This is a genomic window from Neorhizobium sp. T25_27 (assembly GCF_002968565.1).
Lineage (GTDB): Bacteria > Pseudomonadota > Alphaproteobacteria > Rhizobiales > Rhizobiaceae > Neorhizobium > Neorhizobium tomejilense.
The window spans coordinates 81,767-102,374 of record NZ_PVBJ01000004.1 but is presented as its reverse complement, the minus strand read 5'-3'; the positions used below and the strand labels follow the sequence as shown (position 1 = coordinate 102,374).

Annotated in this window: 20 protein-coding genes and 1 tRNA gene; 10 read left to right on the top strand and 11 right to left on the bottom strand. The window is 62.2% G+C overall.

From position 1 onward, the window contains the following. Window positions 1-26 precede the first annotated feature (26 nt). Together C5J24_RS13760 and C5J24_RS13755 are read right to left on the bottom strand one after the other, a co-directional pair. On the bottom strand, window positions 27-1,223 hold the full coding sequence (locus tag C5J24_RS13760; protein WP_105418572.1) for an FAD-binding protein: 1,197 nt from the start codon (window positions 1,221-1,223) through the stop codon (window positions 27-29). Continuing rightward, window positions 1,220-2,659 (bottom strand): FAD-linked oxidase C-terminal domain-containing protein, encoded by a 1,440-nt coding sequence (locus C5J24_RS13755; RefSeq protein ID WP_105418570.1) that lies wholly within the window; start codon window positions 2,657-2,659, stop codon window positions 1,220-1,222. The genes C5J24_RS13760 and C5J24_RS13755 overlap by 4 nt, the downstream gene beginning before the upstream one ends. Window positions 2,660-2,757: 98 nt before the next feature. Here C5J24_RS13755 and C5J24_RS13750 point away from each other — a divergent pair, with 98 nt between their 5' ends. The 6 genes from C5J24_RS13750 to C5J24_RS13725 all read left to right on the top strand — a co-directional run bounded on the left by C5J24_RS13750 (window position 2,758) and on the right by C5J24_RS13725 (window position 9,146). Continuing rightward, entirely contained in the window at window positions 2,758-3,531 is a 774-nt protein-coding gene (locus C5J24_RS13750; protein ID WP_105418568.1) for a FadR/GntR family transcriptional regulator, read from the top strand. A 214-nt stretch (window positions 3,532-3,745) separates the two neighbouring features. Then, entirely contained in the window at window positions 3,746-4,252 is a 507-nt protein-coding gene (locus C5J24_RS13745; protein ID WP_105418566.1) for an NUDIX hydrolase, read from the top strand. A gap of 143 nt (window positions 4,253-4,395) precedes the next feature. Then, window positions 4,396-5,901: an inorganic phosphate transporter gene (locus tag C5J24_RS13740; RefSeq protein WP_105418564.1), complete on the top strand. Its 1,506-nt coding sequence runs from the start codon at window positions 4,396-4,398 to the stop codon at window positions 5,899-5,901. A 13-nt stretch (window positions 5,902-5,914) separates the two neighbouring features. Further along, on the top strand, window positions 5,915-6,652 hold the full coding sequence (locus C5J24_RS13735) for a 16S rRNA (uracil(1498)-N(3))-methyltransferase (RefSeq protein ID WP_105418562.1): 738 nt from the start codon (window positions 5,915-5,917) through the stop codon (window positions 6,650-6,652). Window positions 6,653-6,780: 128 nt separating this feature from the next. Then, window positions 6,781-8,154 carry a glutamate--cysteine ligase gene (locus C5J24_RS13730; RefSeq protein WP_105418559.1) on the top strand — a complete coding sequence of 458 codons (1,374 nt, stop codon included), beginning with the start codon at window positions 6,781-6,783 and terminating at the stop codon, window positions 8,152-8,154. A gap of 86 nt (window positions 8,155-8,240) precedes the next feature. Beyond that, entirely contained in the window at window positions 8,241-9,146 is a 906-nt protein-coding gene (locus tag C5J24_RS13725; protein ID WP_105418557.1) for a DUF937 domain-containing protein, read from the top strand. An 81-nt stretch (window positions 9,147-9,227) separates the two neighbouring features. On the opposite strand, the gene C5J24_RS13720 is transcribed toward C5J24_RS13725, so the two are convergent. Next, the gene (locus C5J24_RS13720) at window positions 9,228-9,527 is read right to left on the bottom strand and encodes a DUF1127 domain-containing protein (protein ID WP_105402102.1); all 300 of its coding nucleotides are present in this window, start codon (window positions 9,525-9,527) and stop codon (window positions 9,228-9,230) included. Between the two features lie 195 nt (window positions 9,528-9,722). Here C5J24_RS13720 and C5J24_RS13715 point away from each other — a divergent pair, with 195 nt between their 5' ends. Beyond that, window positions 9,723-10,673: a LysR substrate-binding domain-containing protein gene (locus C5J24_RS13715; protein ID WP_105418555.1), complete on the top strand. Its 951-nt coding sequence runs from the start codon at window positions 9,723-9,725 to the stop codon at window positions 10,671-10,673. A 30-nt stretch (window positions 10,674-10,703) separates the two neighbouring features. On the opposite strand, the gene C5J24_RS13710 is transcribed toward C5J24_RS13715, so the two are convergent. The 6 genes from C5J24_RS13710 to C5J24_RS13685 all read right to left on the bottom strand — a co-directional run bounded on the left by C5J24_RS13710 (window position 10,704) and on the right by C5J24_RS13685 (window position 15,686). Beyond that, the gene (locus C5J24_RS13710; RefSeq protein WP_205836946.1) at window positions 10,704-10,985 is read right to left on the bottom strand and encodes a hypothetical protein; all 282 of its coding nucleotides are present in this window, start codon (window positions 10,983-10,985) and stop codon (window positions 10,704-10,706) included. Further along, window positions 10,909-11,223, bottom strand: a complete 315-nt coding sequence (locus tag C5J24_RS13705) for a BrnT family toxin (protein WP_046630889.1) — start codon at window positions 11,221-11,223, stop codon at window positions 10,909-10,911. Before C5J24_RS13705 ends, C5J24_RS13710 begins: the two co-directional genes overlap by 77 nt. Window positions 11,224-11,333: 110 nt before the next feature. Continuing rightward, window positions 11,334-12,218, bottom strand: a complete 885-nt coding sequence (locus C5J24_RS13700; protein WP_105418553.1) for a dienelactone hydrolase family protein — start codon at window positions 12,216-12,218, stop codon at window positions 11,334-11,336. 179 nt (window positions 12,219-12,397) lie between these two features. After that, window positions 12,398-12,817 (bottom strand): MAPEG family protein, encoded by a 420-nt coding sequence (locus C5J24_RS13695; protein WP_105418551.1) that lies wholly within the window; start codon window positions 12,815-12,817, stop codon window positions 12,398-12,400. A gap of 196 nt (window positions 12,818-13,013) precedes the next feature. Next, window positions 13,014-14,516, bottom strand: a complete 1,503-nt coding sequence (gene guaB, locus C5J24_RS13690) for an IMP dehydrogenase (RefSeq protein WP_105402106.1) — start codon at window positions 14,514-14,516, stop codon at window positions 13,014-13,016. Between the two features lie 180 nt (window positions 14,517-14,696). Continuing rightward, window positions 14,697-15,686 (bottom strand): MBL fold metallo-hydrolase, encoded by a 990-nt coding sequence (locus C5J24_RS13685; RefSeq protein WP_172723973.1) that lies wholly within the window; start codon window positions 15,684-15,686, stop codon window positions 14,697-14,699. Between the two features lie 195 nt (window positions 15,687-15,881). Here C5J24_RS13685 and C5J24_RS13680 point away from each other — a divergent pair, with 195 nt between their 5' ends. Next, on the top strand, window positions 15,882-17,285 hold the full coding sequence (locus tag C5J24_RS13680) for a DHA2 family efflux MFS transporter permease subunit (RefSeq protein WP_105418547.1): 1,404 nt from the start codon (window positions 15,882-15,884) through the stop codon (window positions 17,283-17,285). On the opposite strand, the gene C5J24_RS13675 is transcribed toward C5J24_RS13680, so the two are convergent. After that, window positions 17,286-18,095, bottom strand: a complete 810-nt coding sequence (locus C5J24_RS13675; protein ID WP_105418545.1) for an RlmE family RNA methyltransferase — start codon at window positions 18,093-18,095, stop codon at window positions 17,286-17,288. After that, the gene (locus C5J24_RS13670) at window positions 18,092-19,687 is read right to left on the bottom strand and encodes a Ppx/GppA phosphatase family protein (RefSeq protein ID WP_105418543.1); all 1,596 of its coding nucleotides are present in this window, start codon (window positions 19,685-19,687) and stop codon (window positions 18,092-18,094) included. Before C5J24_RS13670 ends, C5J24_RS13675 begins: the two co-directional genes overlap by 4 nt. 275 nt (window positions 19,688-19,962) lie before the next feature. Between C5J24_RS13670 and C5J24_RS13665 the strand changes: the two genes are divergently transcribed. Further along, a tRNA-Gln gene (locus C5J24_RS13665) sits at window positions 19,963-20,036 on the top strand. 181 nt (window positions 20,037-20,217) lie between these two features. After that, the gene (locus C5J24_RS13660) at window positions 20,218-20,532 is read left to right on the top strand and encodes a hypothetical protein (RefSeq protein ID WP_105418541.1); all 315 of its coding nucleotides are present in this window, start codon (window positions 20,218-20,220) and stop codon (window positions 20,530-20,532) included. The last annotated feature ends 76 nt before the right edge of the window (window positions 20,533-20,608 follow it).

The window sequence follows — 20,608 nt, the reverse complement described above, 5'->3', positions numbered from 1 at the left end:
ACCGGGTGAAGGCGACGACATATTCATCACCCCATCTTCCCCGGGCAGAAAATGCCGGCCGGGTCGAGCTTCTGTTTTACGCGCGCCGAAAGGGCCGCCACCGCATCCGGCAGCGGCTCGAAAGCCTGCGTCCCCGCGCGCACCGCATCCGATGCCCGCAGCAGCGTCGCGTGGCCGCCGCCGAGAGCGCGGATATAGCGGCGCAGCAAATCCGCTTCCGGGTCTGCCTCCATGCGCATCCAGACCAACCCGCCTTGCCAGTCGTAGAAGGCATCGACGCCGGTTTCGAGCCGGAGGGCGGCGACGAGCTGATGGCCCGCGGATGGGGCGATCGAGACGCGCCATACGGGTTTCAGGGTCCCATCCGAATAGGGATAGACATCGCGGATCTGGCGCCAGAGCGTTTGGCTCTCCTCCAGGCCGAGCCGGGAAACCGGACCGAATGCCTCCATGACGGCCGCGAGCTTTTCGGCGCGCACGGAAACCGACGCGGCAAGGCCTTCAAGGCGCAGGACGGTCGCCTCCCCGCTCGGCAATGCGCCACCGAGGAAACGGAACCGGACTGTCTGCGGCAGGTGGGCGGCGCCCGATACTTCGACGGGCAGCGCCATCGCCGCCGCCATCGCCTTTGCGGCCGCCGCGTCGTCAAGGCCGGAGATGACGATGGTCTCAACCGTCTGCGGCACCGGCAGCACCCGAAACGTCACCTCGGTCAGGAAACCGAGCGTGCCGTGCGAGCCGGCGAGCAGCTTGACGAGATCGAGGCCGGTGACGTTCTTCATCACCCGGCCGCCGGCGCGGATCACCTCGCCCCGGCCGTTGATGAACCGGATGCCGAGCAGGCTGTCGCGGGCAGCACCCGAGACGAAACGGCGCGGGCCGGAGACATTGGCGGCAAACACGCCGCCGATCGTCGGCTCGCCGAGCGTGCCCATGATGCCGCGATGATCCATCGGCTCGAAAGCCATCATCTGCCGGTTGGCGGCAAGCGTCGCCTCAATCTCGGCGACCGGGGTACCGGCTTTGACCGTCATCACCATTTCCGCCGGCTCGTAGTCGACAATGCCGGAAAGGCCGGTCGAGTTCATCATTTCGGCAGGCTCGGCGGAGTTGCCGAAACCGGCGCGGGTGTTGCCGCCGCACAGCGCAAGCTTCTTGCCGTCACCGGCGGCATTGCGGATGATATAGGCGGCGTCCGTTTCGGAATTCGGTATCAGGGTCATGCGGCAGGCCGTCCATCCAGCGGAAAGACCTTGGACGGGTTGAGTATCCAGCCTTCGTCGAAGGCGTAGCGCACCGCCATCTGCTGGTTGAGGTCAGCTTCCGAATACTGGTGGCGCATCAGGTCGCGTTTCTCGATGCCGACACCATGCTCGCCGGTCAGGCAGCCGCCGGCATCGACGCAGAGTTTCAGGATCTCGTTGCCTGCCTCCTCGGCCTTGGCCGCATCCTCGGGGTCGTTGGCATTGAACAGGATCAGCGGATGCATGTTGCCGTCGCCGGCATGAAAGACGTTGGCGACCCGAAGCCCAAAGCGATCGACGATCTCGGAGGTCTTGTTGAGCACATAGGAGAGCTTGCCGAGCGGCACCGTGCCGTCCATGCAGATATAATCGGCAATGCGCCCGGTGGCGCCGAATGCGGACTTGCGGCCTTTCCAGATCAGCGCCGCCTCGGTTGCCGACTGGCTTTCGCGCACGGTCTTGACGCCGTGGCGTCCGGCGATCTCGACGATCGCCTTCAGCATCGCCTCCATCTCGGCCTCGGAACCCTCGACTTCGACGATCAGCAGCGCTTCCACGTCGAGCGGATAACCCGCATGGGCGAACGCCTCGCAGATCTCGATTGCCGGCTTGTCCATGAATTCGATGGCGACGGGGATGATGCCGGAGCCGATGATATGGGCGACGCAGGCGCCTGCATGCTCCGACGTATCGAAGCCGAACAGGACGGGACGAGCGCCTTCCGGCTTGGCGATCAGCCGAACCACGGCCTCGGTGACGATGCCTAGCTGGCCTTCCGAACCGCAGACGAGGCCGAGCAGGTCGTAACCCGCCGCATCCAGATGTTTGCCGCCAAGCTCGATCACCGTGCCGTCGACTAGCACCATCTTCACGCCGAGCAGGTTATTGGTGGTGACGCCGTATTTCAGACAGTGGGCGCCGCCGGAGTTCATGCCGATATTGCCGCCGATGGTGCAGGCGAGCTGCGAGCTCGGGTCCGGCGCATAGAAAAAGCCGTCGATGCCGACCGCTTCGGAAATGTTGAGGTTGGTGACGCCGGCCTGCACGGTGGCGGTGCGGTTGGCGTAGTCGACTTCCAGGATGCGCGACATCTTGGACAAGCCGAGCACGACCGCATCCTCCTGCGGGATGGCGCCGCCGGAAAGCGAGGTGCCGGCCCCGCGCGGCACGACCGGAATGCCATAACGATGACAATATTTCATCACCGCGGCCACCTGCGCCGTGGTCTTCGGCAGGGCGACGGCGAGCGGCAGGCGGCGGTAGGAGACGAACGCGTCCGTCTCGAAAGGCACCAGCTCCCGCGCCTCATGCACCAGGCATTCGGGCGGCAGAAGCTCGGTCAGGTCGGCAATGATCGCCGCCCGGCGCGATAGCACCGCCTCGCGAGGCTTCAGAAAACTGATCGTGTCGGCCACCGGCTCCTCCTAAAGACATTCAACTGGTATACTTTTTTTACCAGTGATACAAGAAGCCCGAACGCCCGGCTGGCATCACCCGATTGGAGACGGCAAAGTTGACGCATGAGCTTTTCGCGCCGGTGCCGCATGGTCGAACTGCGGACGAGGTCATCCTGCAGATCGAGAGCCTGATCCTGAACGGCGTGCTGCGCGACGGCGATCGCCTGCCGGGCGAACGCGAACTGGCGCAGAGGTTTAACGTTTCCCGGCCGATCCTGCGGGAAGCGCTGAAAGAGCTGGAGGCGCGCGGGCTGCTCACCAGCCAGCATGGCGGCGGCACTTACGTGGCCGATATCGTCGGCCAGATCTTCTCGCCGCCGCTGGTCGCCCTGATCCGCCGGCACCAGCGGGCGGTTCACGACTATCTGGAATATCGTCGCCAGCTCGAAGGCATGACGGCGGAACTTGCCGCCGAACGCGCGACGGACACCGACAAGCAACTCATCGAGCGCATTCTGGAGACGATGCGCAGCGCGCATCGGGAGGGGCGTTTTGAGGACGAGCTGACCTCCGACGTCGAATTCCACAATGCAATCGGCGATGCGGCGCATAACATCATTCTGATGCACACCCTGCGTGCCTGCTACCGGCTGCTCAGCGACGGGATCTTTTACAACCGCCGCATCATCTTCAATGTCGGCACCGCCCATGATGCGGTGATGACGCAACACGAGGCGATCGGCCAGGCAATATTGGACGGTGATCCTGCCAAGGCCCGAAAGGCTGCGGAGGACCATATCGACTTCATCTCCAAGGTCACCCACGAGGCCGAACGCACGGGAGAATGGAGCCGAATCGCGCAACTCAGGATGATCCAGACCACGATCTGAGGCCCCTCCTGCAGAGGACCGCACGTCATGCACAGCTACAATTGAACACCTGTGCAAATTTCTATTGACGTGAAACTAAGTGGCCTCACAATGGTTATCGCTTCCGTAGTGGTTATCCACCGTGATTCTTCTCAAAAGGAGCCGCTGAGGGTCGTTAATCCTCGCGCAAGCATTATATTAGTAAATTACCATTTGCTGGAGGACTAAACAGAAATTGGGCTTGATGGATCGGGTTACGAGCAATCTCAGGTTGATGCTGCAGCGGCCGCCGCGGCAGCAATATGCTGCGCTTTGCTACCGGATAAAAAAGAAGCCGGGACAACTCGAGGTTCTTGTTGCGACCAGCCGCGATACCGGCCGCTGGGTCGTGCCCAAGGGCTGGCCGATGACCGACAAGAAAGCTCACCAGGTCGCCGAGCGCGAAGCGTTCGAAGAGGTTGGCGTCAAGGGCAAGGTGGAGAAGGAACCGCTCGGTTTCTATCACTACCGCAAAACCCTCGATAACGGCCTCAAGATCCCTGTGCGGGTGCAGGTCCACGCGCTCGAAGTGGACGAATGCCTGAAAAGCTATCCGGAAAAGGGCTCCCGAACACTGGAATGGGTTTCCTGTGAAGAGGCCGCGATGCGCGTCAATGAACCGGAACTGAAGATTCTCTTCCTGCAGTTCGCCGAACGAATGCAGCCGCGCGTTCCGCAGCTTGCAATCAAGGCTGCAAGTTAGAGCGCTTCGAAGCACCTTCACAATTCCGCAATATTGCCTTCGCCTGCGCGCGCTATTAAGCGATAGGCCTTGATTTCTTCCGGGAGGCGGAGACGGCAGGCAGTTCCGTTCTCGCGCCTCACTTTTCACCCAAGGATGGAGATATGGGCCAGAAAAGGCCGCGCCTGGCGAAGCCGACGCTCGACAAGGATCTGGAGAAATTCTCCTCGGTGGAGGAAGCTACCCGGCAGATGTCGCGCGGGCTTGCCGCACCGGGAACGGCATTGCTGTTCATCATCCTCGTCGCCATCTTTGCCGCCGCCTACGTCACGGGCAAACCCGGAGCCGTCGTCGTCATCGCCGCCTCCGGCCTTGCCGCCTACATGGCGATGAACATCGGCGCCAACGACGTCACCAACAATATCGGCGCGGCTGTCGGCGCACGCGCCATGACCATGACCTTCGGCCTGGGGCTCGCGGCCGTCTTCGAAGTGGCAGGTGCCGTCATCGCCGGCCGGGGCGTCGCCAACACGATCGCCAACGGCATCATGCAGGGCGGCATGGTCACCAGCCCCGACGTGCTGATATGGGCGATGATGGCGGCACTCCTCTCGGCCGCGGTGCTGATCAACGTCGCGACCTGGCTCGGCACACCGATTTCCACCACTCATTCGATCGTCGGCGGGGTCATGGGCGCCGGGATAGCCGCCGCAGGACTTTCCGCAGTCAGGTGGGGAACGATTGCGGGCATCACCGCAAGCTGGGTCTTTTCGCCGATCCTCGGCGCCGTCATTGCCGCCTCCTTCCTGTTCTTCGTCAAGGAAACCATCATCTACCGCGAGGACAAGATCGCCGCGGCGAAGAAGTGGGTGCCGGTGCTGATCGGCGTGATGACTGGCGCCTTTGCAGGCTATCTGGCGCTGCTCGGGCTGGGAGAACTGGTGGACGTGTCGGCGCCGGTTGCCACGCTCGTCGCTCTCCTGACCGGCCTCGCTGCCTGGCGCCTGCTGATCCCGGTGATCGCCCGGCAAGCCGAGGGGCTCGAGAACCGCAATCAGTCGCTTCGCACGCTCTTCCGTATTCCGCTCATCCTTTCTGCGGCCCTGCTCTCTTTCGCGCATGGCGCCAACGACGTTTCCAACGCCATCGGTCCACTTGCGGCGATCGTTTCTGCGGCCCAACGGGGCATTTCGACCGGCATACGCATCCCGCTCTGGGAACTGATCATCGGCGGCCTCGGAATCTCGCTCGGCCTGCTGCTCTATGGCCCGAAGCTGGTTCGGTTGGTCGGCGCCGAGATCACCAAGCTCAATCCGATGCGCGCCTATTGCGTCTCGCTGTCGACGGCGCTGACCGTGATCGTTGCCTCCTGGATCGGGCTGCCGGTCTCCTCGACCCATATTGCCGTCGGTGCGGTGTTCGGCGTCGGCTTTTTCCGCGAATGGTATACCCGCCATTCCCGCCGCCGCTTCGAATACATGCGGGTACGGGCCGGCAAGGACCTCGACACCACCGAACCCTTCGAGCGCAATGACGACGAGCTGAAACGGCGTTACCTGGTGCGGCGCTCGCATTTCTTGAGCATCATCGCAGCGTGGATGATCACCCTTCCGGCGGCCGCAACCCTTGCGGCGCTGATCGCCACGGCTATGTTCGCGCTGTTCGTCTAGCTTCGAGGTTTCCATGCGCGCCAATTTCCGGATGCAGAGGCTGTTCATCGAGGCGCCGCTCGGCGCCGGTGCCCGCCATGAGGTGTCATCGGAGCAGTTCAACTATCTCGCCAACGTGCTGAGGATGGAGGAAGGTTCGGCAATCCTGCTCTTCAACGGCCGCGACGGCGAATGGAGGGCCAGGATCACCTATCCGACCCGCAAGAAGATCGTGCTGGAGGCGATCGAGGAAACCCGGCCGCAGCCGCCGGCCTCCGACCTGCATTATCTGTTCGCGCCGCTGAAGGTCGGTCGTCTCGACTATCTGGTGCAGAAGGCGGTCGAGATGGGTGCAGGGGTCATCCAGCCGGTCATGACCCAGCATGTGCAAGGCAAGATCACCAGCATGGACCGGCTTCAGGCGAATGTGGTGGAGGCCGCCGAGCAGTGCGGCATTTTGTCGGTGCCGGAGGTCTCGCCGCCGAAGAAACTCGGCGACCTGCTCGATATCTGGCCCCACGATCGGCGCATCATCTTCTGCGACGAAGGCGACGAGGGCCAGAACCCGCTGCCGATCCTCTCTGCGATCAAAGAGAGCAAGCTGGCGCTGCTGGTCGGCCCGGAAGGCGGATTTTCGGACGAGGAAAGGGAAAGGCTGCGTTCGCTTTCCTTCGTCACCGCGATACCGCTCGGGCCCCGGATATTAAGGGCGGATACGGCCGCGGTGGCGGCGCTTGCGGTCATCCAGGCGGCGGTCGGCGACTGGCGTTGACCCGCTTGACATGACGGCCTCGAAAATTCTGAATCTATCTTGAAAGAAATTCACTTGCAGCGCACATCAATCCGGTCCAATCAGCCGGCTATCTGTCCAGATAAGGCATTCCGAGCAAGGTAATTTTCATGGCCCGCGATACGACCGACCAGACACCGCTTACCTCGGTGTCCGAGCTTTCCGCCTACCTGGCGCAGGGACCGCGGCCGAAAGAAGATTTCCGCATCGGCACGGAGCATGAGAAATTCGCCTTTTTCCGGGCGGACAACAGCCCGGTTCCCTATTTCGGCGACGCCAGCATTTCCGCGCTGCTGAAAGGCATGGAAAAGAAGCTCGGCTGGGAGCCGATCATGGACGGTGAGAACATCATCGGGCTTGCCGAACATTCCGGCATGGGCGCGATCTCGATCGAACCCGGCGGCCAGTTCGAGCTTTCCGGTGCGCCGGTCGAGAACATCCATCAGACCTGTCGGGAGTCCAACCAGCATCTCGCCGTTCTGCGCGAGATCGCCGAACCGATGGGCATCCGTTTTCTCGGCATCGGCGGCAGCCCGAAATGGACGCTCGCGGAAACCCCGCGCATGCCGAAATCCCGCTACGACATCATGACGCGTTACATGCCGAAGGTCGGTTCCAAGGGCCTCGACATGATGTACCGCACCTGCACGATCCAGGTGAACCTCGACTTCTCCTCGGAGGAGGACATGGCCGCCAAGATGCGGGTGTCGATGAAGCTGCAGTCGATCGCGACCGCGCTGTTTGCGTCCTCCCCGTTCACCGAAGGCAAGCCGAACGGGCTGGTCTCCTGGCGCGGGGACATCTGGCGCGACACCGACAACCAGCGCTCCGGCGTGCTGCCCTTCGTGTTCAGGCCAGATTTCGGCTTTGCCGACTATGTGGAATGGGCGCTCGACGTGCCGATGTATTTCATCGTCCGCGACGGCAAATACCATGACTGCACGCATGTCACCTTCCGCCAGTTCATGAACGGCGCCCTGAAAGGCGAGGTCAAGGACTGGGAACCGACGATGGGCGACTGGACCAACCACCTTTCCACCCTCTTCCCCGATGTCCGCCTGAAGCGTTTCCTCGAAATGCGCGGCGCCGATGGTGGCCCGTGGCGGCGGATCTGCGCGCTGCCGGCCTTCTGGGTCGGCCTGCTCTACGACGACACGGCGCTTGCCGACGCCGAGACGCTGACGGCCGACTGGACGGTCGAGGACGTCATCGCCATGCGCGATGCCGTGCCGGCGAAGGGCCTGAAGGCCGAAATCAAGGGCAAGTCGGTGCTCGACGTCGCACGCGAGGCGGTAGCGATCTCCAAGGCGGGTTTGAAGGCGCGGGCGCGGCTCAACGGCGAAGGACAGGACGAAAGCATCTTCCTGCAACCGCTTGACGAAGTGCTCGCCAAGAAGACGACCATGGCGGACGACCTGCTGTCTCTCTATCACGGCCGCTGGAACGGCTCGGTCGAGCCGGTGTTCGAGGAATACCAATACTGACCAGATTGAGATCGGTTCTAAAAACCGGTTTCCGTCCAGCACTTTCCGGATATAGTGGTGTATCACACAACCGGAAAGGATTCTCCATGCTGCCACTGTTCGACATGATGCTCAGGGCTCAGAACGGCGCAGGCATGGAGGCGATCGCCAAGCAGTTCAACCTGGCTCAGGAGCAGGCCACCCAGGCCATGGCGGCGCTGATGCCCGCTTTTTCCTCCGGGTTCAAGCGCACCAGCGCCAATCCCTATGATCTCACCTCGCTGATGAGCAGCATGGTGTCCGGCGCCTATGGCAAATATTTCGAGGACCTGACCAAGGCCTTCACGCCGCAGGGCACGATGGACGGCAACGCGGTGCTCGAAAAGCTGTTCGGCTCCAAGGAAGTCTCCCGCGCGATCGCGGCGCAGGCCGAACAACTCACAGGGATCGGCCAGGAAGTCTTCAAGAAGATGATGCCGGCCATGGCCGACACATTGATGGGCGGGCTGTTCAAGCAGATGAGCGGTCAGATGACCGGCGCCAACGAAGCGTTCGCCGCCTCCCCCATCGGCCAGATGCAGCAGCAATGGCTGGAAAGTATGGGCCTGCAGCCGAAGGCTAAGTCCCAGGCCGCTGCCAATCCCTTCGACAATCCCTTCGCCCAGGCGATGCGTTCCATGTGGGGGCTCGACAAGCCGGAACAGCCGCAGCCTTCGAGCGGCAACCCGTTCGCAGACAATCCCTTCGCCAAGGCTTTCCAGGACATGATGGGCGGCGCCTTCGCAAGTCCCAGCCCGGCGGCAGCCCCGACGCCCGAGAAATCCAAGGAAGCGCCGGCGGACGAACCCAATCCCTATCGCGACGTGCTGAACAACATGTTCGACAGCGGGCTGGAAGTACAGAAGAGCTACCAGAAGAACATGGAAGCGATCTTCGACACCTATCTGCGCAATGGAACGGGCGGCAATGACGAAGTGGCGGCCACGCCTGCAGCTCCAAAGTCTTCCAAATAAAAAAAGCCCGGCGCGGATCGACCGGCCGGGCAAGCAGCAGGGCTATTGGCTATCACCCTGCGGGGAAAAGGTCAGGCAAGATCAGCGATTGGCCGGTCTTGCAAAGCGGTGCCGCGCACGCTCGCGAGCGGAGCGAGACAGAAGCAGCGACGGATCATCCAGCACGCCGGACCGATCGAGCGCCATCACCACATCATGCCGTGTGATGCCGATATCGTTGAGCTGGCGGTCGTCGAGATCATGGAGGCGATTGCTCGCCAAACGATTGCGAAAGGCACGCCATACGGATTTCGTTCGCAGCATCACGACAGCCAGACGGCCTTGCGTGCCGCGCTCCTCGTGAACCAGATCGAGTTCAGTTCCGCAGTCGGTCGTGCTCATTGGTCTATCCTTTCGCAGGCACGAGAAAGGCCGTCCCTTCCGTGGAGGTCCGACGGAAAGGCTGCCCGGATTGGGTGCTCAGGGAAGAAGCACCCTTCGATTTTGATTTGCGATCTCCTTATCGCGTAAAACCTATTGATCAGTCCAACGAATGTTTCTAATGATTAGCATCAACCTCTCTGATGGATCATTCTCATGTCCGCACCGCTCGATATCGATCAGTTGCATACCTTTATTTCCATCGTCGACACCGGCAGTTTCACCAAAGCCGCCGATAGGGTGTTCAAAACCCAGTCCGCCGTGTCGATGCAGATGCGCCGTCTCGAGGAACGGATCGGCAAACAGCTGTTCGCCAAGGACGGCCGCGGCAACCGGTTGACGGCGGAGGGCGAGAAGCTCCTGAACTATGCACGGCGCATCATCCGCCTGAACAACGAGGCGATCGCCGCCTTCGACGACAACCGTCTCGAAGGCACGCTCCGGATCGGCACGCCGGACGACTACGCCGACCGGTACATGCCCGAGATCATCGGCCGTTTCGCCAAGACCCATCCAAATGTCGAACTCTATATCGTCTGCGAGCCCTCGGTCAGCCTTGCCGAGAAGATGGCGCGCGGCGAGCTGGATATCGCGCTCGTCACCCACAACCCGCGCCAGCGGATTTCCGACGTGATGCGCACGGAGCCGCTCTGCTGGGTCGCCTCGGCCAACCATCCACTGAAGGACGATGCGCCGGTGCCGCTCGCGGTCGGCCGCCGCGATTGCCTCTGGCGGCAGCTTGCCTGCTCGGCGCTCGATGCGGACGGGCGCGAATACCAGGTCCTCTTCACCAGCTGGTCCTCGACCGTCGTCGCAGCCGCGGTGCTTGCTGGCATGGCCGTCTCGGTGCTGCCGGAGTCGGCGCTTCGCACCGGCATGAAGGTGCTGTCGTCCGCCGACGGCTTCCCGCCGCTGCCGCCGGTGCAGATCGGCCTGATGAAGCGGCCCGGGCTTTCACCGTCGCTGATGAACGCCATCACCGACCACATCACCGCCTGCCTCGACAACATCTCGCCAGCCGTGATGCCCGACGATCTCGACGGCGACGTGAAAGCGTTCCAGCGCATGCCGCGATCCCGGGCGACACAGGTGATGCCGGGGTGGTGAGACGAATAGCCGCCAAACGTTTGGCGGCTATCAGGAATGTTTATGGGCGTTGACGTAGGCACGAAGGACGTTCTGCATCTTCGTGAGGTGCCCCTTGCCATTCGCCTCTTGAAAGAAGAAATCAAAAACTTCCGGATCGATCTTCAAATGTACTGAGCGGGGTTTCGCGGGGCTTTTTACGTCAGCCTTGGCCCAAAACTCCGCGCCAAGGTTTTCTGTGTCCGGCGCCTTAGGGTCATGAAAAAGCTCCCCCGCCTCCCTCATTTTCCTCAGCTCTGTGAGCGATGCTCTTCTGATATTCTGATCGGTCATGCCGACCTCCTTTCCACGCTGTTATCAGCCGGATCACGTCGCCGCGCTCGGTAAAAACGACGACGAAACACTCTCCCTCGACCATTCCCAGCGCGATCTTTCGGACCTCACCATAGTCGGCCCGATCATCTATGCGCGTTAGAATGGCCCCTTCGAAAATTCCGGCGGCATACAAAAAATCGACGCCACGTTCCTTGATCACCTGCTGCCGCTTCACCTCGTCCCATTCGAATTCCATGGTGATTTCCCCGGCATCTGGCGAGATCATACACAAATAGTGTACATTTTGATAGGGCAAAAAAGCCGGGCAAACCCGGCTTTCTAACTTCGCAATATGGGAGGTGGCGATTAAGCCAAATTTTTCTTGAAAAACGCCACCGAGCGGCTCCAGGCGAGATCGGCGGCGGCCTTGTCGTAGCGGGCCGACGAGGTATCGTTGTTGAAGGCGTGGTTGGCGCCGTCGTAGACGAAGATCTCGAAGGTCTTGCCGCCTTTTTCAAGCGCCGCCTTGAAGGCCGGGATGCCGGCATTGATGCGCTCGTCGAGACCGCCGTAATGCAGCATCAGCGGCGCCTTGATGGCAGGCACGTCCTCGGCCTTCGGCTGGGCGCCGTAATAGGCGACGCCGGCGTTGAGGCTGGGGGACTTCACAGCAAGATTGTTGACCGCACCGCCGCCCCAGCAGAAGCCGATCGCACCGACCTTGCCGTTCGCACCGCTGATGCCCGCGAGATGGGCGCGGCTTGCTTCGCCATTGGCCGAAATCTCTTCAGGCTTCAGCGAGGAGAACATCTGCCGGGCCTGCTCTTCATCCGCCGGCGTGCCGCCCTGGGGCGACAGGAAATCGACGGCGAGTGCATTGAAGCCCTCGAGCGCCATACGGCGGGCGACGTCCTTGATATGGGCGTTGAGGCCGCGGTTCTCATGGATGACGAGGACGCCGCCGCGCGTGCCGGAAGCATTCTTGGGTTTTACGAGATAACCCTTCATCGTCACGCCGTTGGCGCCCGGATAGGTAACGTCCTCCGTGGTCAGCCGTTCGTCATTGGCGGGAATGATCTCCGCCATGGCGGAACTCGCGCCGATCAGGGGCGCAATTGCCGCGGCGGCCGCACCGGAGCCAGCGAGCTGGGTCAGCTTCTCCATGAAGCGACGGCGGTCCAAAGTCAGATGGGTGTATTCATCATAGGCGTCGATCATCGCCTGGGTGATCTTCGGTGTCTCGTTGTCCATGGCTATTCCTCCGTAGCAGACCGTATGACGGGGAAATCTATACCGAGGACCTGCAGCTTGCAGATGAAACACTGAGTGATCCAAGTGCCCGATATTACACTTGTTCGTGAGGTCGGTCGATCGGCCGCTCCGCCGGAATTGTAGCGGAAGCCGCAAGCGCCCATCCTGACGCGGCCAGGCTAGTTCAAAACCAGCCAGGCCGCGAGCCACGCCCACATTGCCATCACCGCAAAAAAACCGACGATGAAGATCGGGCGGCGATAGCGGAGCCGGTTGCTGGTGAGATGCACGTAGGAATGCGTATAGCGGGAAAGCACGAATATCCAGGCAAGGACAACCGTGCCCCAATTGTCTGCAGTCGATACATAAAGAACGAGGCAAACGGCGTAAAACAGGACCGGTAGCTCGAACTGGTTCTTGAGGTTGTTGTGGACAACCAGGCTTTCGCGCGGCTCCTCCCGGTTTTCACGGAACTGACCGGCCGCAGCGCTGCCGGACTTCACAGCAATGTACCGTTTCCTCGACAGGAGCCAGTAGAGAAAGAAGACTAGCGCGGCATGCGCTATCATCGGCCAGAGCGTCGCGTCGGTGGAAAGCATCGGTTCTCCTCATTCGTCAGAGGAACCCAATAACACGGGTTCGCCGATGCACAATGGCGTGCCGTCCGAGCGACGCCACATGGTCTCACCACTGCCTGTGGACTACCCGACTTTGCAATGAGGCAAGGTCGCAGGCATCCAACCAACTATTTCCGAGACTTGAGGAGGAGGCAACGGCCTCCTCCGATCAGAAACGTCAGGCGCCAGAGCCCGGATAGTTGGGGCTCTCGCGGGTGATCGTCACGTCATGCGCGTGGCTTTCGCGCAGGCCTGCGCCGGAGATGCGCACGAAGGTGGCGCGCTCCTGGAATTCCTTGAGATTGGCGCCGCCGACATAACCCATGGCCGCCTTCAGGCCGCCGCCAAGCTGATGCAGCACACCCGAGACCGGACCCTTGTAGGGAACCTGGCCTTCGATGCCTTCGGGAACCAGCTTCAGCGTATCACGCACTTCCGCCTGGAAATAACGGTCGGCGGAACCGCGGGCCATGGCGCCTACAGAGCCCATGCCGCGATAGGCTTTGAACGAGCGACCCTGGTAGAGATAGACTTCGCCCGGGCTTTCGTCGGTGCCGGCCAGCAGCGAGCCGATCATCACGGCGGATGCGCCGGCGGCGATCGCCTTGGCAAGGTCGCCCGAGAACTTGATGCCGCCGTCGGCGATGACGGGAATGTCCTGCGCCCGTGCCGCTTCGACGGCCGACATGATCGCGGCAAGCTGCGGCACGCCGACGCCGGCGACGATACGGGTGGTGCAGATCGAGCCCGGACCGATGCCGACCTTGACAGCATCCGCGCCGGCATCGATCAGCGCCTTGGTGCCGTCCGAGGTGGCGACATTGCCGGCCATGACGCGTACGTGGTTGGAGATGCGCTTGACGCGGGTGACGGCGTCGAGCACGCGCTGCGAGTGGCCGTGAGCCGTATCGACGACCAGAAGATCGACGCCGGCCTCGATGAGACGTTCGGCGCGCTCGAAACCATCGTCGCCGACGCTGATCGCGGCCGCAGCGCGCAGCCGCCCTTGAGCGTCCTTGGAGGCGTTCGGGTTGAGCTGGGACTTCTCGATGTCCTTGACGGTGATCAGGCCGACGCAACGACCTTCGCCATCCACCACCAGCAGCTTCTCGATGCGGTGCTTGTGCAGCAGGCGCTTGGCTTCCGTCTGATCGACGCTGCTTTCCTTGACCGTGATGAGGTTCTCACGGGTCATCAGTTCGTAGATCTTCTGAGCCGGATCGGAAGCAAAACGGACGTCACGGTTGGTGAGAATGCCGACCAGCCGGCCCGGAACGTGACCGCCGCCGTTCTCGACCACCGGAATGCCGGAAATGCTGTAGGACTTCATCAGCGACAGCGCATCGGCCAGCGTCGCGTCCGGGCCGATCGTCACCGGGTTGACGACCATGCCGCTTTCGAACTTCTTGACCTGGCGGACCTGTTCGGCCTGTTCGATCGGGGTGAGGTTACGGTGGATGACGCCGATGCCGCCTGCCTGCGCCATGGCGATGGCAAGCCGGCTTTCCGTCACCGTATCCATGGCCGAGGAAATGATCGGCAGATTAAGCTCGATATCCTGGGCGATCCTCGTCGCGATATTCGTCTGGCCCGGCATGACTTCGGAATGGCCGGGCTGCAGGAGCACGTCGTCGAAGGTAAGCGCATCTGCGCCGGTTGCGGTTTCAATGATGCGTGCCATTGCCAAATTCCTTCGATCTAGAAAATGCGGGATGCGCTCAGGAACGACTCGATACGTCCCGACGCTCCGGCAACAATTGCTTGGAAGTTGGCGAGGGCTGGTAACACGTTCATGACAAGAAGGGAATAGCAAAAACCCGAGAGCGGCTTCTCCCGGGTTTCGGTTGCTTTTCAACAACAATCAGATGTCGAACTGATAGCTCTTCGGCACGAACCGGTAGCCGGTATCCTGCTTTTCGACGAAGCCGACCGCCGGGAAGGGCATGTGATAGCCGAGGAAGGCGACCTTGTCCGTGGCGATCATGTCGAGGACCTTCTTGCGGGTGGCCGCCCCCTGCGCCTTGTCCATGTCGAAACGCACCTCCCATTCGGGCCGCTGAAGCGACAGGACGTAGTGGTTGACCGTATCGGCGGCGAGGATCAGGCGCTTGCCTTGCGATTCGATATTGAAATTCAGCATGCCGGGCGTATGGCCCGGCGCCAACATGGCGGTGATGCCGGAAACCACTTCGCCGCCATCCTTCAGGAAGGTCATCTTTTCGGCAAGCGGCTTCACATTGGCGAGCACGCTCTTCTGGTTGCCCTCTGCAGGCGTGCCGGCGCGGGCGGCATCGGTCCAGAAGTCGTATTCCACCTGGCCAGTGATGTAACGGGCTTTCGGGAAAGCCGGCTTGCCGTCTTCCATGAGCCCACCGATATGGTCGCCATGCATATGGGTGATGACGACGATCGAGATATCCTCCGGCATGTAACCAGCGGCTGCCAATCCTTCGATCAGGCGTCCGACGCCCTGGGCGCGGCCCGGTTTGCCGAGGCCGGTATCGAACAGGATCACGTTGCTGCCGGTATCGATCAGCGTCGGTGAGAAGCTGTTGACGAACTGGTCCGTCGGCAGAAAATTCTCAGTGAGCAGCGCTGCGAGCGTTTCGGGTGGCTGCTTGAGGCCGAAGGTTTCGCCGGGAGCACCGGAGGGGCGGGCGCCGTCCTTTACCGCCAGAACCTGGAAACCACCGAGCTTGAATTTGTGGATATCCGGCGGGGTCACATGATCGATAGCCAATTTCTGCTTCTCCTGGGCAAAAGCCCCGGCATTGATGATCGCCGGAGCGGCGAGAATGCCCAAACCGGCCGTGCCGATAAGGGTGCGCCGTCCGATACCTGAATTCGTCATGATGTCGCTGCCTCCTGGAATTGCGCCGGACCGTCAAAATCGTGTCCTATCCGGGGAAACATAACCGCGCTCCCTGCCGAGGAAATCCGATCTCACGCAGACGTGACCCAAAATCGGAAATGGTGAGATTCCGCAATTGGCAGACGGGAACAAGAGGTCTATGGACGGGCCAATTCCCGCCATTGCAGGCACCCCATGAACCGCATCGTTCCGCTCATTCTCGCCGTCGCCCTTTTCATGGAGCAGATGGACTCCACCGTCATTGCGACAGCACTTCCCGCGATCGCCGCCGACCTCAATGTAGGGCCGATCACGCTCAAACTGGCGCTGACTTCCTACATGGTGGCGCTCGCCATGTTTATCCCGATCAGCGGCTGGATGGCGGACCGCTTCGGCGCCAAGAAGATCTTTCGCGTCGCGATCTTCGTCTTTGTCGTCGGCTCGATCTGCTGCGCGTTCTCCTCCGACCTCCTGCAGTTCGTGCTTTCGCGCTTTCTGCAGGGCATGGGCGGAGCGATGATGACGCCGGTCGCTCGCCTGGTTCTCTTGCGCACCACGAAACGCAGCGAGCTCGTTTCGGCCATGGCGCTGCTTACCATTCCGGCACTGGTCGGCCCCCTCACCGGCCCGCCGATTGGCGGTTTCATCACCACCTATTTCACCTGGCACTGGATCTTCCTGATCAACGTGCCGGTCGGCCTGCTCGGCATCTATCTCGCAACAATCTTCCTGCCGGAAATCGAGACCACCAATCCTCCCTCGATCGACTGGTGGGGGTTCTTCCTGACCTCTGTCACCGCCGCCGGCACGGTCTTCGGGCTTTCCGTCGTCGGCCTTCCGGCGCTACCGCCGGCCGTCGGCATCACGGCGACGGCTTTGGGGCTCGCGGCCGGCGTTGCCTATGTCGTCCATGCGCGCAGCCACCCCGCGCCGATCCTCAACCTGCGGCTCTTCAAGGACGATGCGTTCCGGGCCGCCAGCAGCAGCGGTACGCTGTTCCGCATCTCGACAGGTGCCATTCCATTCCTGATGCCGCTGATGCTGCAGCTCGGTTTCGGCCTCAACCCCTTCCAGTCGGGCCTCATCACGTTTGCGGGCGCGCTCGGCGCGCTGATCGTGAAGTTCGTCGCCCGCCGCGTCTTCGCGATGACCGGGTTCAAGATGACGCTGATCGTCGCAGGCGTGCTCGGCGCGGCAACCACGGCGGCAAACGGCTTTTTCACGCCGGAAACCTCCCACGCGCTGATCGTCGCTTTCCTGCTGATGTCGGGTGTCTGCCGTTCCTTCTTCTTCACCGGCTCGAATGCACTCAGCTATTCCGAGATCAGCGACGAACAGGCGAGCCAGGCGACCTCGATCGCCTCCGTCATGCAGCAGATCAGCATGGCGCTGGGCGTCGCCTTTGCAGCCTTCATCCTCGAGGCCTCGGCGGCCGTCACCGGCACGCATCTGCAGCTCTTCGACTTCCACCTGGCTTTCTTCCTGGTGGCCGCCCTTTCGCTTCTGGCGATCATGCCCCTGCTGAGACTGGACCCGATGACGGGGGCTGCCGTTTCCGGCCACGGAGCCGCCAAGATCCAACCGGAAGCCGGCGAGTAGTCAGGTCCGATCGTCCAGGTCGCGGTCTTCGGCTTCAGCGTATTCCACGTCCGCATCCTCCACCTCGGGTTCCTCCATGTCGGACTCCGGGGCAGTCTCGCCTGCCCTGCGGCCCTTGAAATGCTTGGCGAGCAGGAACATCTCCACCGATTCCTGGCGCGATGCGCCCGGCTTGACGTGGATGACCTGCTTGAAATTCTGCTTCAGCATGTTGAGCAGGTCGCGTTCGGTGCCTCCCTGGAAGGTCTTGGCCAGGAAATGGCCGCCCTCGCCCAGCACCTCGACCGCGAAATGCGCCGCCACCTCGCACAGATGCATGGTGCGCAGATGATCGGTCTTCTGGTGGCCGGTGGTCGGCGCCGCCATGTCCGAGATGACCACGTCCGGCGTGCCGCCGATCGCTTCCATCAACAGGCGCGGTGCTTCCGGATCGAGGAAGTCGAGCTGCAGGATCTTGACGCCGGCGAGCGGCGCCATTTCCAGGAAATCGATCGCCGCGACGCGGATATCATCGTCGGTCGAACCGGTGACATTTGCGGCGATCTGCGACCAGCTTCCCGGTGCAGCACCCAGATCGATGATGCGGCGGGCGCCTTTGAGGATCTGATGTTTCTCGTCGATCTCCAGAAGCTTGAAGGCCGCGCGGGCGCGATATCCTTCGAGCTTGGCGCGCTGGACGTAGGGGTCGTTGATATGACGCTCGAGCCAGCGCCGCGACGACGCCTTGAGCTTGCCCTTCTTGACCTTCTGGCCGAGCTTGCGGCCGGTGCGATTGCCGCTGCCCGGGGATTTGGAGGGTGGTTTCGTCATCGCCTTGCTCCAGCCTCATCCTGTCCGCCGGCACCTGAATTGCCCGCCTGATTGCCCCCTGGGCGGCGCGGCCGCACCCGGCGCCACACGCCGTCGTCGGCCATCATGTCCGTCAACAGGCCCTCGCGCAGCCCTCGGTCAGCCACCCGCATGCGCTGGCTCGGCCAGCGGCGGCGAATCGCCTCCAGAATGGCGCAACCGGCCAGCACCAGATCGGCCCGGTCCGGGCCGATGCAGGGATTGGCGGCACGGCCGGCAAAATCCCAGGAGAGCAGCTTTGCCTGCATGGCGGAGACTTCCGCATCCGACAGCCACAGGCCATCAACCTTGCGGCGGTCGTAGCGCGGCAGGTCGAGATGCACGCCCGCAAGCGTGGTGACCGTGCCCGACGTGCCGATCAGGTGGAAATCCTCGGCGCCCTGGCGGCGGAAGGCGGCAAGCGGCGGGCAATCGAAACCGGCCAGCATGCCTTCGACTTCCATTACCATCGCATCGAAAACCTCGGGCGTCACATCGCGTCCGCCATGCCGTTCCGACAGCGTCACGACGCCGACCGGAAGCGAGGTCCAATGGGTGATGTGATTGGCAAGCCGGCTCGAGCGGCTGTCATCGATACGGATGACGGCGATTTCGGACGAACCGCCGCCGATATCGAAGAGAACGACAGACCGCGCCTCGCGGCCGACCAGCGACGAGCAGCCCGACACGGCAAGCCGCGCCTCGGTCTCGCGATCGATGATTTCCAGTTCCAGCCCGGTTTCCAAGATCACCCGCGCCAGAAATTCCTCGCCGTTTTCGGCGGCCCGGCAGGCTTCGGTTGCGATCAGCCGCATCCGGCGGATCGGCCGGTTGGCGAGCTTTGTGGCGCAGATGCGTAACGCCTCGACCGCGCGGTCCATGGCATCCTGCGACAGACGGCGGCTGGTGCCGAGCCCTTCGCCGAGACGGACGATCCGCGAAAACGCATCGACGACGCGAAACTGGCCCGGCCTTGTCGGCTGGGCGATCAGCAGGCGGCAATTGTTGGTGCCGAGGTCGAGCGCCGCATAGAGATCGTTGACGTAGGAGAATTTTTCGCCGCGCTGCTCAGCACCCGGGCTTTCAGCTCCGGCCCTGCCGCGGACATCCTTGGAGGAAACCTGGCCCGGGCCGGCAGGCGCTGGAGCCTTGGCCACACCGGGCGCCGCCTTGGCAGGTGTCAGCGGCCGGCCCTGCAGGCCGCGGCCGCCTCTATTCTTCTTGCGCCGATTACGGGACGACGACTTGGCCGAGTGCGGCTGTTGACCGCCCTCGGCACGAACCGGAACCTGCTGTGCTGCGGGTGCGATGTTCGCCCCCTGTACCGGCTGCTGGGCGCCCGCGGATTTCGCGCGGCGCCGCTTGCGCTTGCGCGCCGACGGGTTGGGTTCCTGGCTGTTGGGACGTCCGGCAGAGGCGGCCGAATCGACCGCTTCCGAATTGGTTACAGGCGCCGCGTCACGACGTTTGCCGTTCCGCTTCGCCTTCCGACGCCTCGAGGATTTACCCTCTCCGCGCGGTACCGCCGACGCCCCGCCTTCCGGCGGCTTTGCGCCGCTATCGGGGTCCATCACTGTTAAGTCCATCTCGCCGCGCAAAGCCTCTTGAAGGTATGCCGCTGGCGTCTGATTGTTTCGTTGGTGCGAAGATAACAGGCGGGGGCGATTTCGCCAACGGCTTTTTGCCGACCATGTCATCGCCCTGTCATCAGCCCGCTTTCGAGCTTTTCCGCGCCTGAGAAGAGAAAGCCTCCGCAGCGTCGATTTTTTTCGAAATCGGTATTTGCAATCCGCCCGCTTTTGTTTATAAGCGCCGCACACCGGCCCGGGCATTCACCGGCGCGCCCTGCTGGGGAATAGTTCAACGGTAGAACGACGGACTCTGACTCCGTTAATCTTGGTTCGAATCCAGGTTCCCCAGCCAAACTTTTCTTGGACATTTTCAGTTGCTTGCGCAAGAAGCGTTCCGACCTGAACGCTTTCATGTTGCGTCTTGTTGCGCGCTAATTCCCTTGAATTCCGGGCATTTCCCGGCACACTTGGCAAATCCATGCAACATGGCTGGCCGTGCCGAGGGCAAGCCATCGACCGAAAGTGGAGAAGACATGAGCCAAGATGGATATTTTCGCGAAAAACTGAGCGCCGGCGTCTCTTGCCTTGTAGGCCTCGGTTCGATCAAAGATCGACTCGCCAACGCCTTTATATCGATGATCACAGTCAGCCCAGGGGGCTTTTCCGATCCTGAGATGGGGAATCGCTATGCGGAAATTTATGCTCGTGTGACGGCCCAGGACGCCGTTTCCGACGAAGGAAAGATCATGGCCACGTTGGGCAGTATCAGCGACGAGGAAGCGGCCGAAATTGCGCACGATGTGTTTGAACTTCACACCGCGATGCAACGCGCGGCCGACAAGGTCTAAACCTGTCTAGACCTTAAGCGTCGTAACGAGACGACGCTCGTTCGCCAAGCCAACGTCCGAGCGCGCCACACGGCGA

Excerpts from the sequence above, each read along its gene's own strand:
- C5J24_RS13660 (WP_105418541.1), top strand. The coding sequence starts at position 20,218 with ATGAGCCAAGATGGATATTTTCGCGAAAAACTGAGCGCCGGCGTCTCT.
- C5J24_RS13760 (WP_105418572.1), bottom strand. The coding sequence starts at position 1,223 with ATGACCCTGATACCGAATTCCGAAACGGACGCCGCCTATATCATCCGC.
- C5J24_RS13715 (WP_105418555.1), top strand. The coding sequence starts at position 9,723 with ATGTCCGCACCGCTCGATATCGATCAGTTGCATACCTTTATTTCCATC.
- C5J24_RS13735 (WP_105418562.1), top strand. The coding sequence starts at position 5,915 with ATGCGCGCCAATTTCCGGATGCAGAGGCTGTTCATCGAGGCGCCGCTC.
- C5J24_RS13700 (WP_105418553.1), bottom strand. The coding sequence starts at position 12,218 with ATGGACAACGAGACACCGAAGATCACCCAGGCGATGATCGACGCCTAT.
- C5J24_RS13695 (WP_105418551.1), bottom strand. The coding sequence starts at position 12,817 with ATGCTTTCCACCGACGCGACGCTCTGGCCGATGATAGCGCATGCCGCG.
- C5J24_RS13705 (WP_046630889.1), bottom strand. The coding sequence starts at position 11,223 with ATGGAATTCGAATGGGACGAGGTGAAGCGGCAGCAGGTGATCAAGGAA.
- C5J24_RS13675 (WP_105418545.1), bottom strand. The coding sequence starts at position 18,095 with ATGACGAAACCACCCTCCAAATCCCCGGGCAGCGGCAATCGCACCGGC.
- C5J24_RS13740 (WP_105418564.1), top strand. The coding sequence starts at position 4,396 with ATGGGCCAGAAAAGGCCGCGCCTGGCGAAGCCGACGCTCGACAAGGAT.
- C5J24_RS13730 (WP_105418559.1), top strand. The coding sequence starts at position 6,781 with ATGGCCCGCGATACGACCGACCAGACACCGCTTACCTCGGTGTCCGAG.
- guaB (WP_105402106.1), bottom strand. The coding sequence starts at position 14,516 with ATGGCACGCATCATTGAAACCGCAACCGGCGCAGATGCGCTTACCTTC.
- C5J24_RS13685 (WP_172723973.1), bottom strand. The coding sequence starts at position 15,686 with ATGACGAATTCAGGTATCGGACGGCGCACCCTTATCGGCACGGCCGGT.
- C5J24_RS13680 (WP_105418547.1), top strand. The coding sequence starts at position 15,882 with ATGAACCGCATCGTTCCGCTCATTCTCGCCGTCGCCCTTTTCATGGAG.
- C5J24_RS13710 (WP_205836946.1), bottom strand. The coding sequence starts at position 10,985 with ATGACCGATCAGAATATCAGAAGAGCATCGCTCACAGAGCTGAGGAAA.
- C5J24_RS13720 (WP_105402102.1), bottom strand. The coding sequence starts at position 9,527 with ATGAGCACGACCGACTGCGGAACTGAACTCGATCTGGTTCACGAGGAG.
- C5J24_RS13725 (WP_105418557.1), top strand. The coding sequence starts at position 8,241 with ATGCTGCCACTGTTCGACATGATGCTCAGGGCTCAGAACGGCGCAGGC.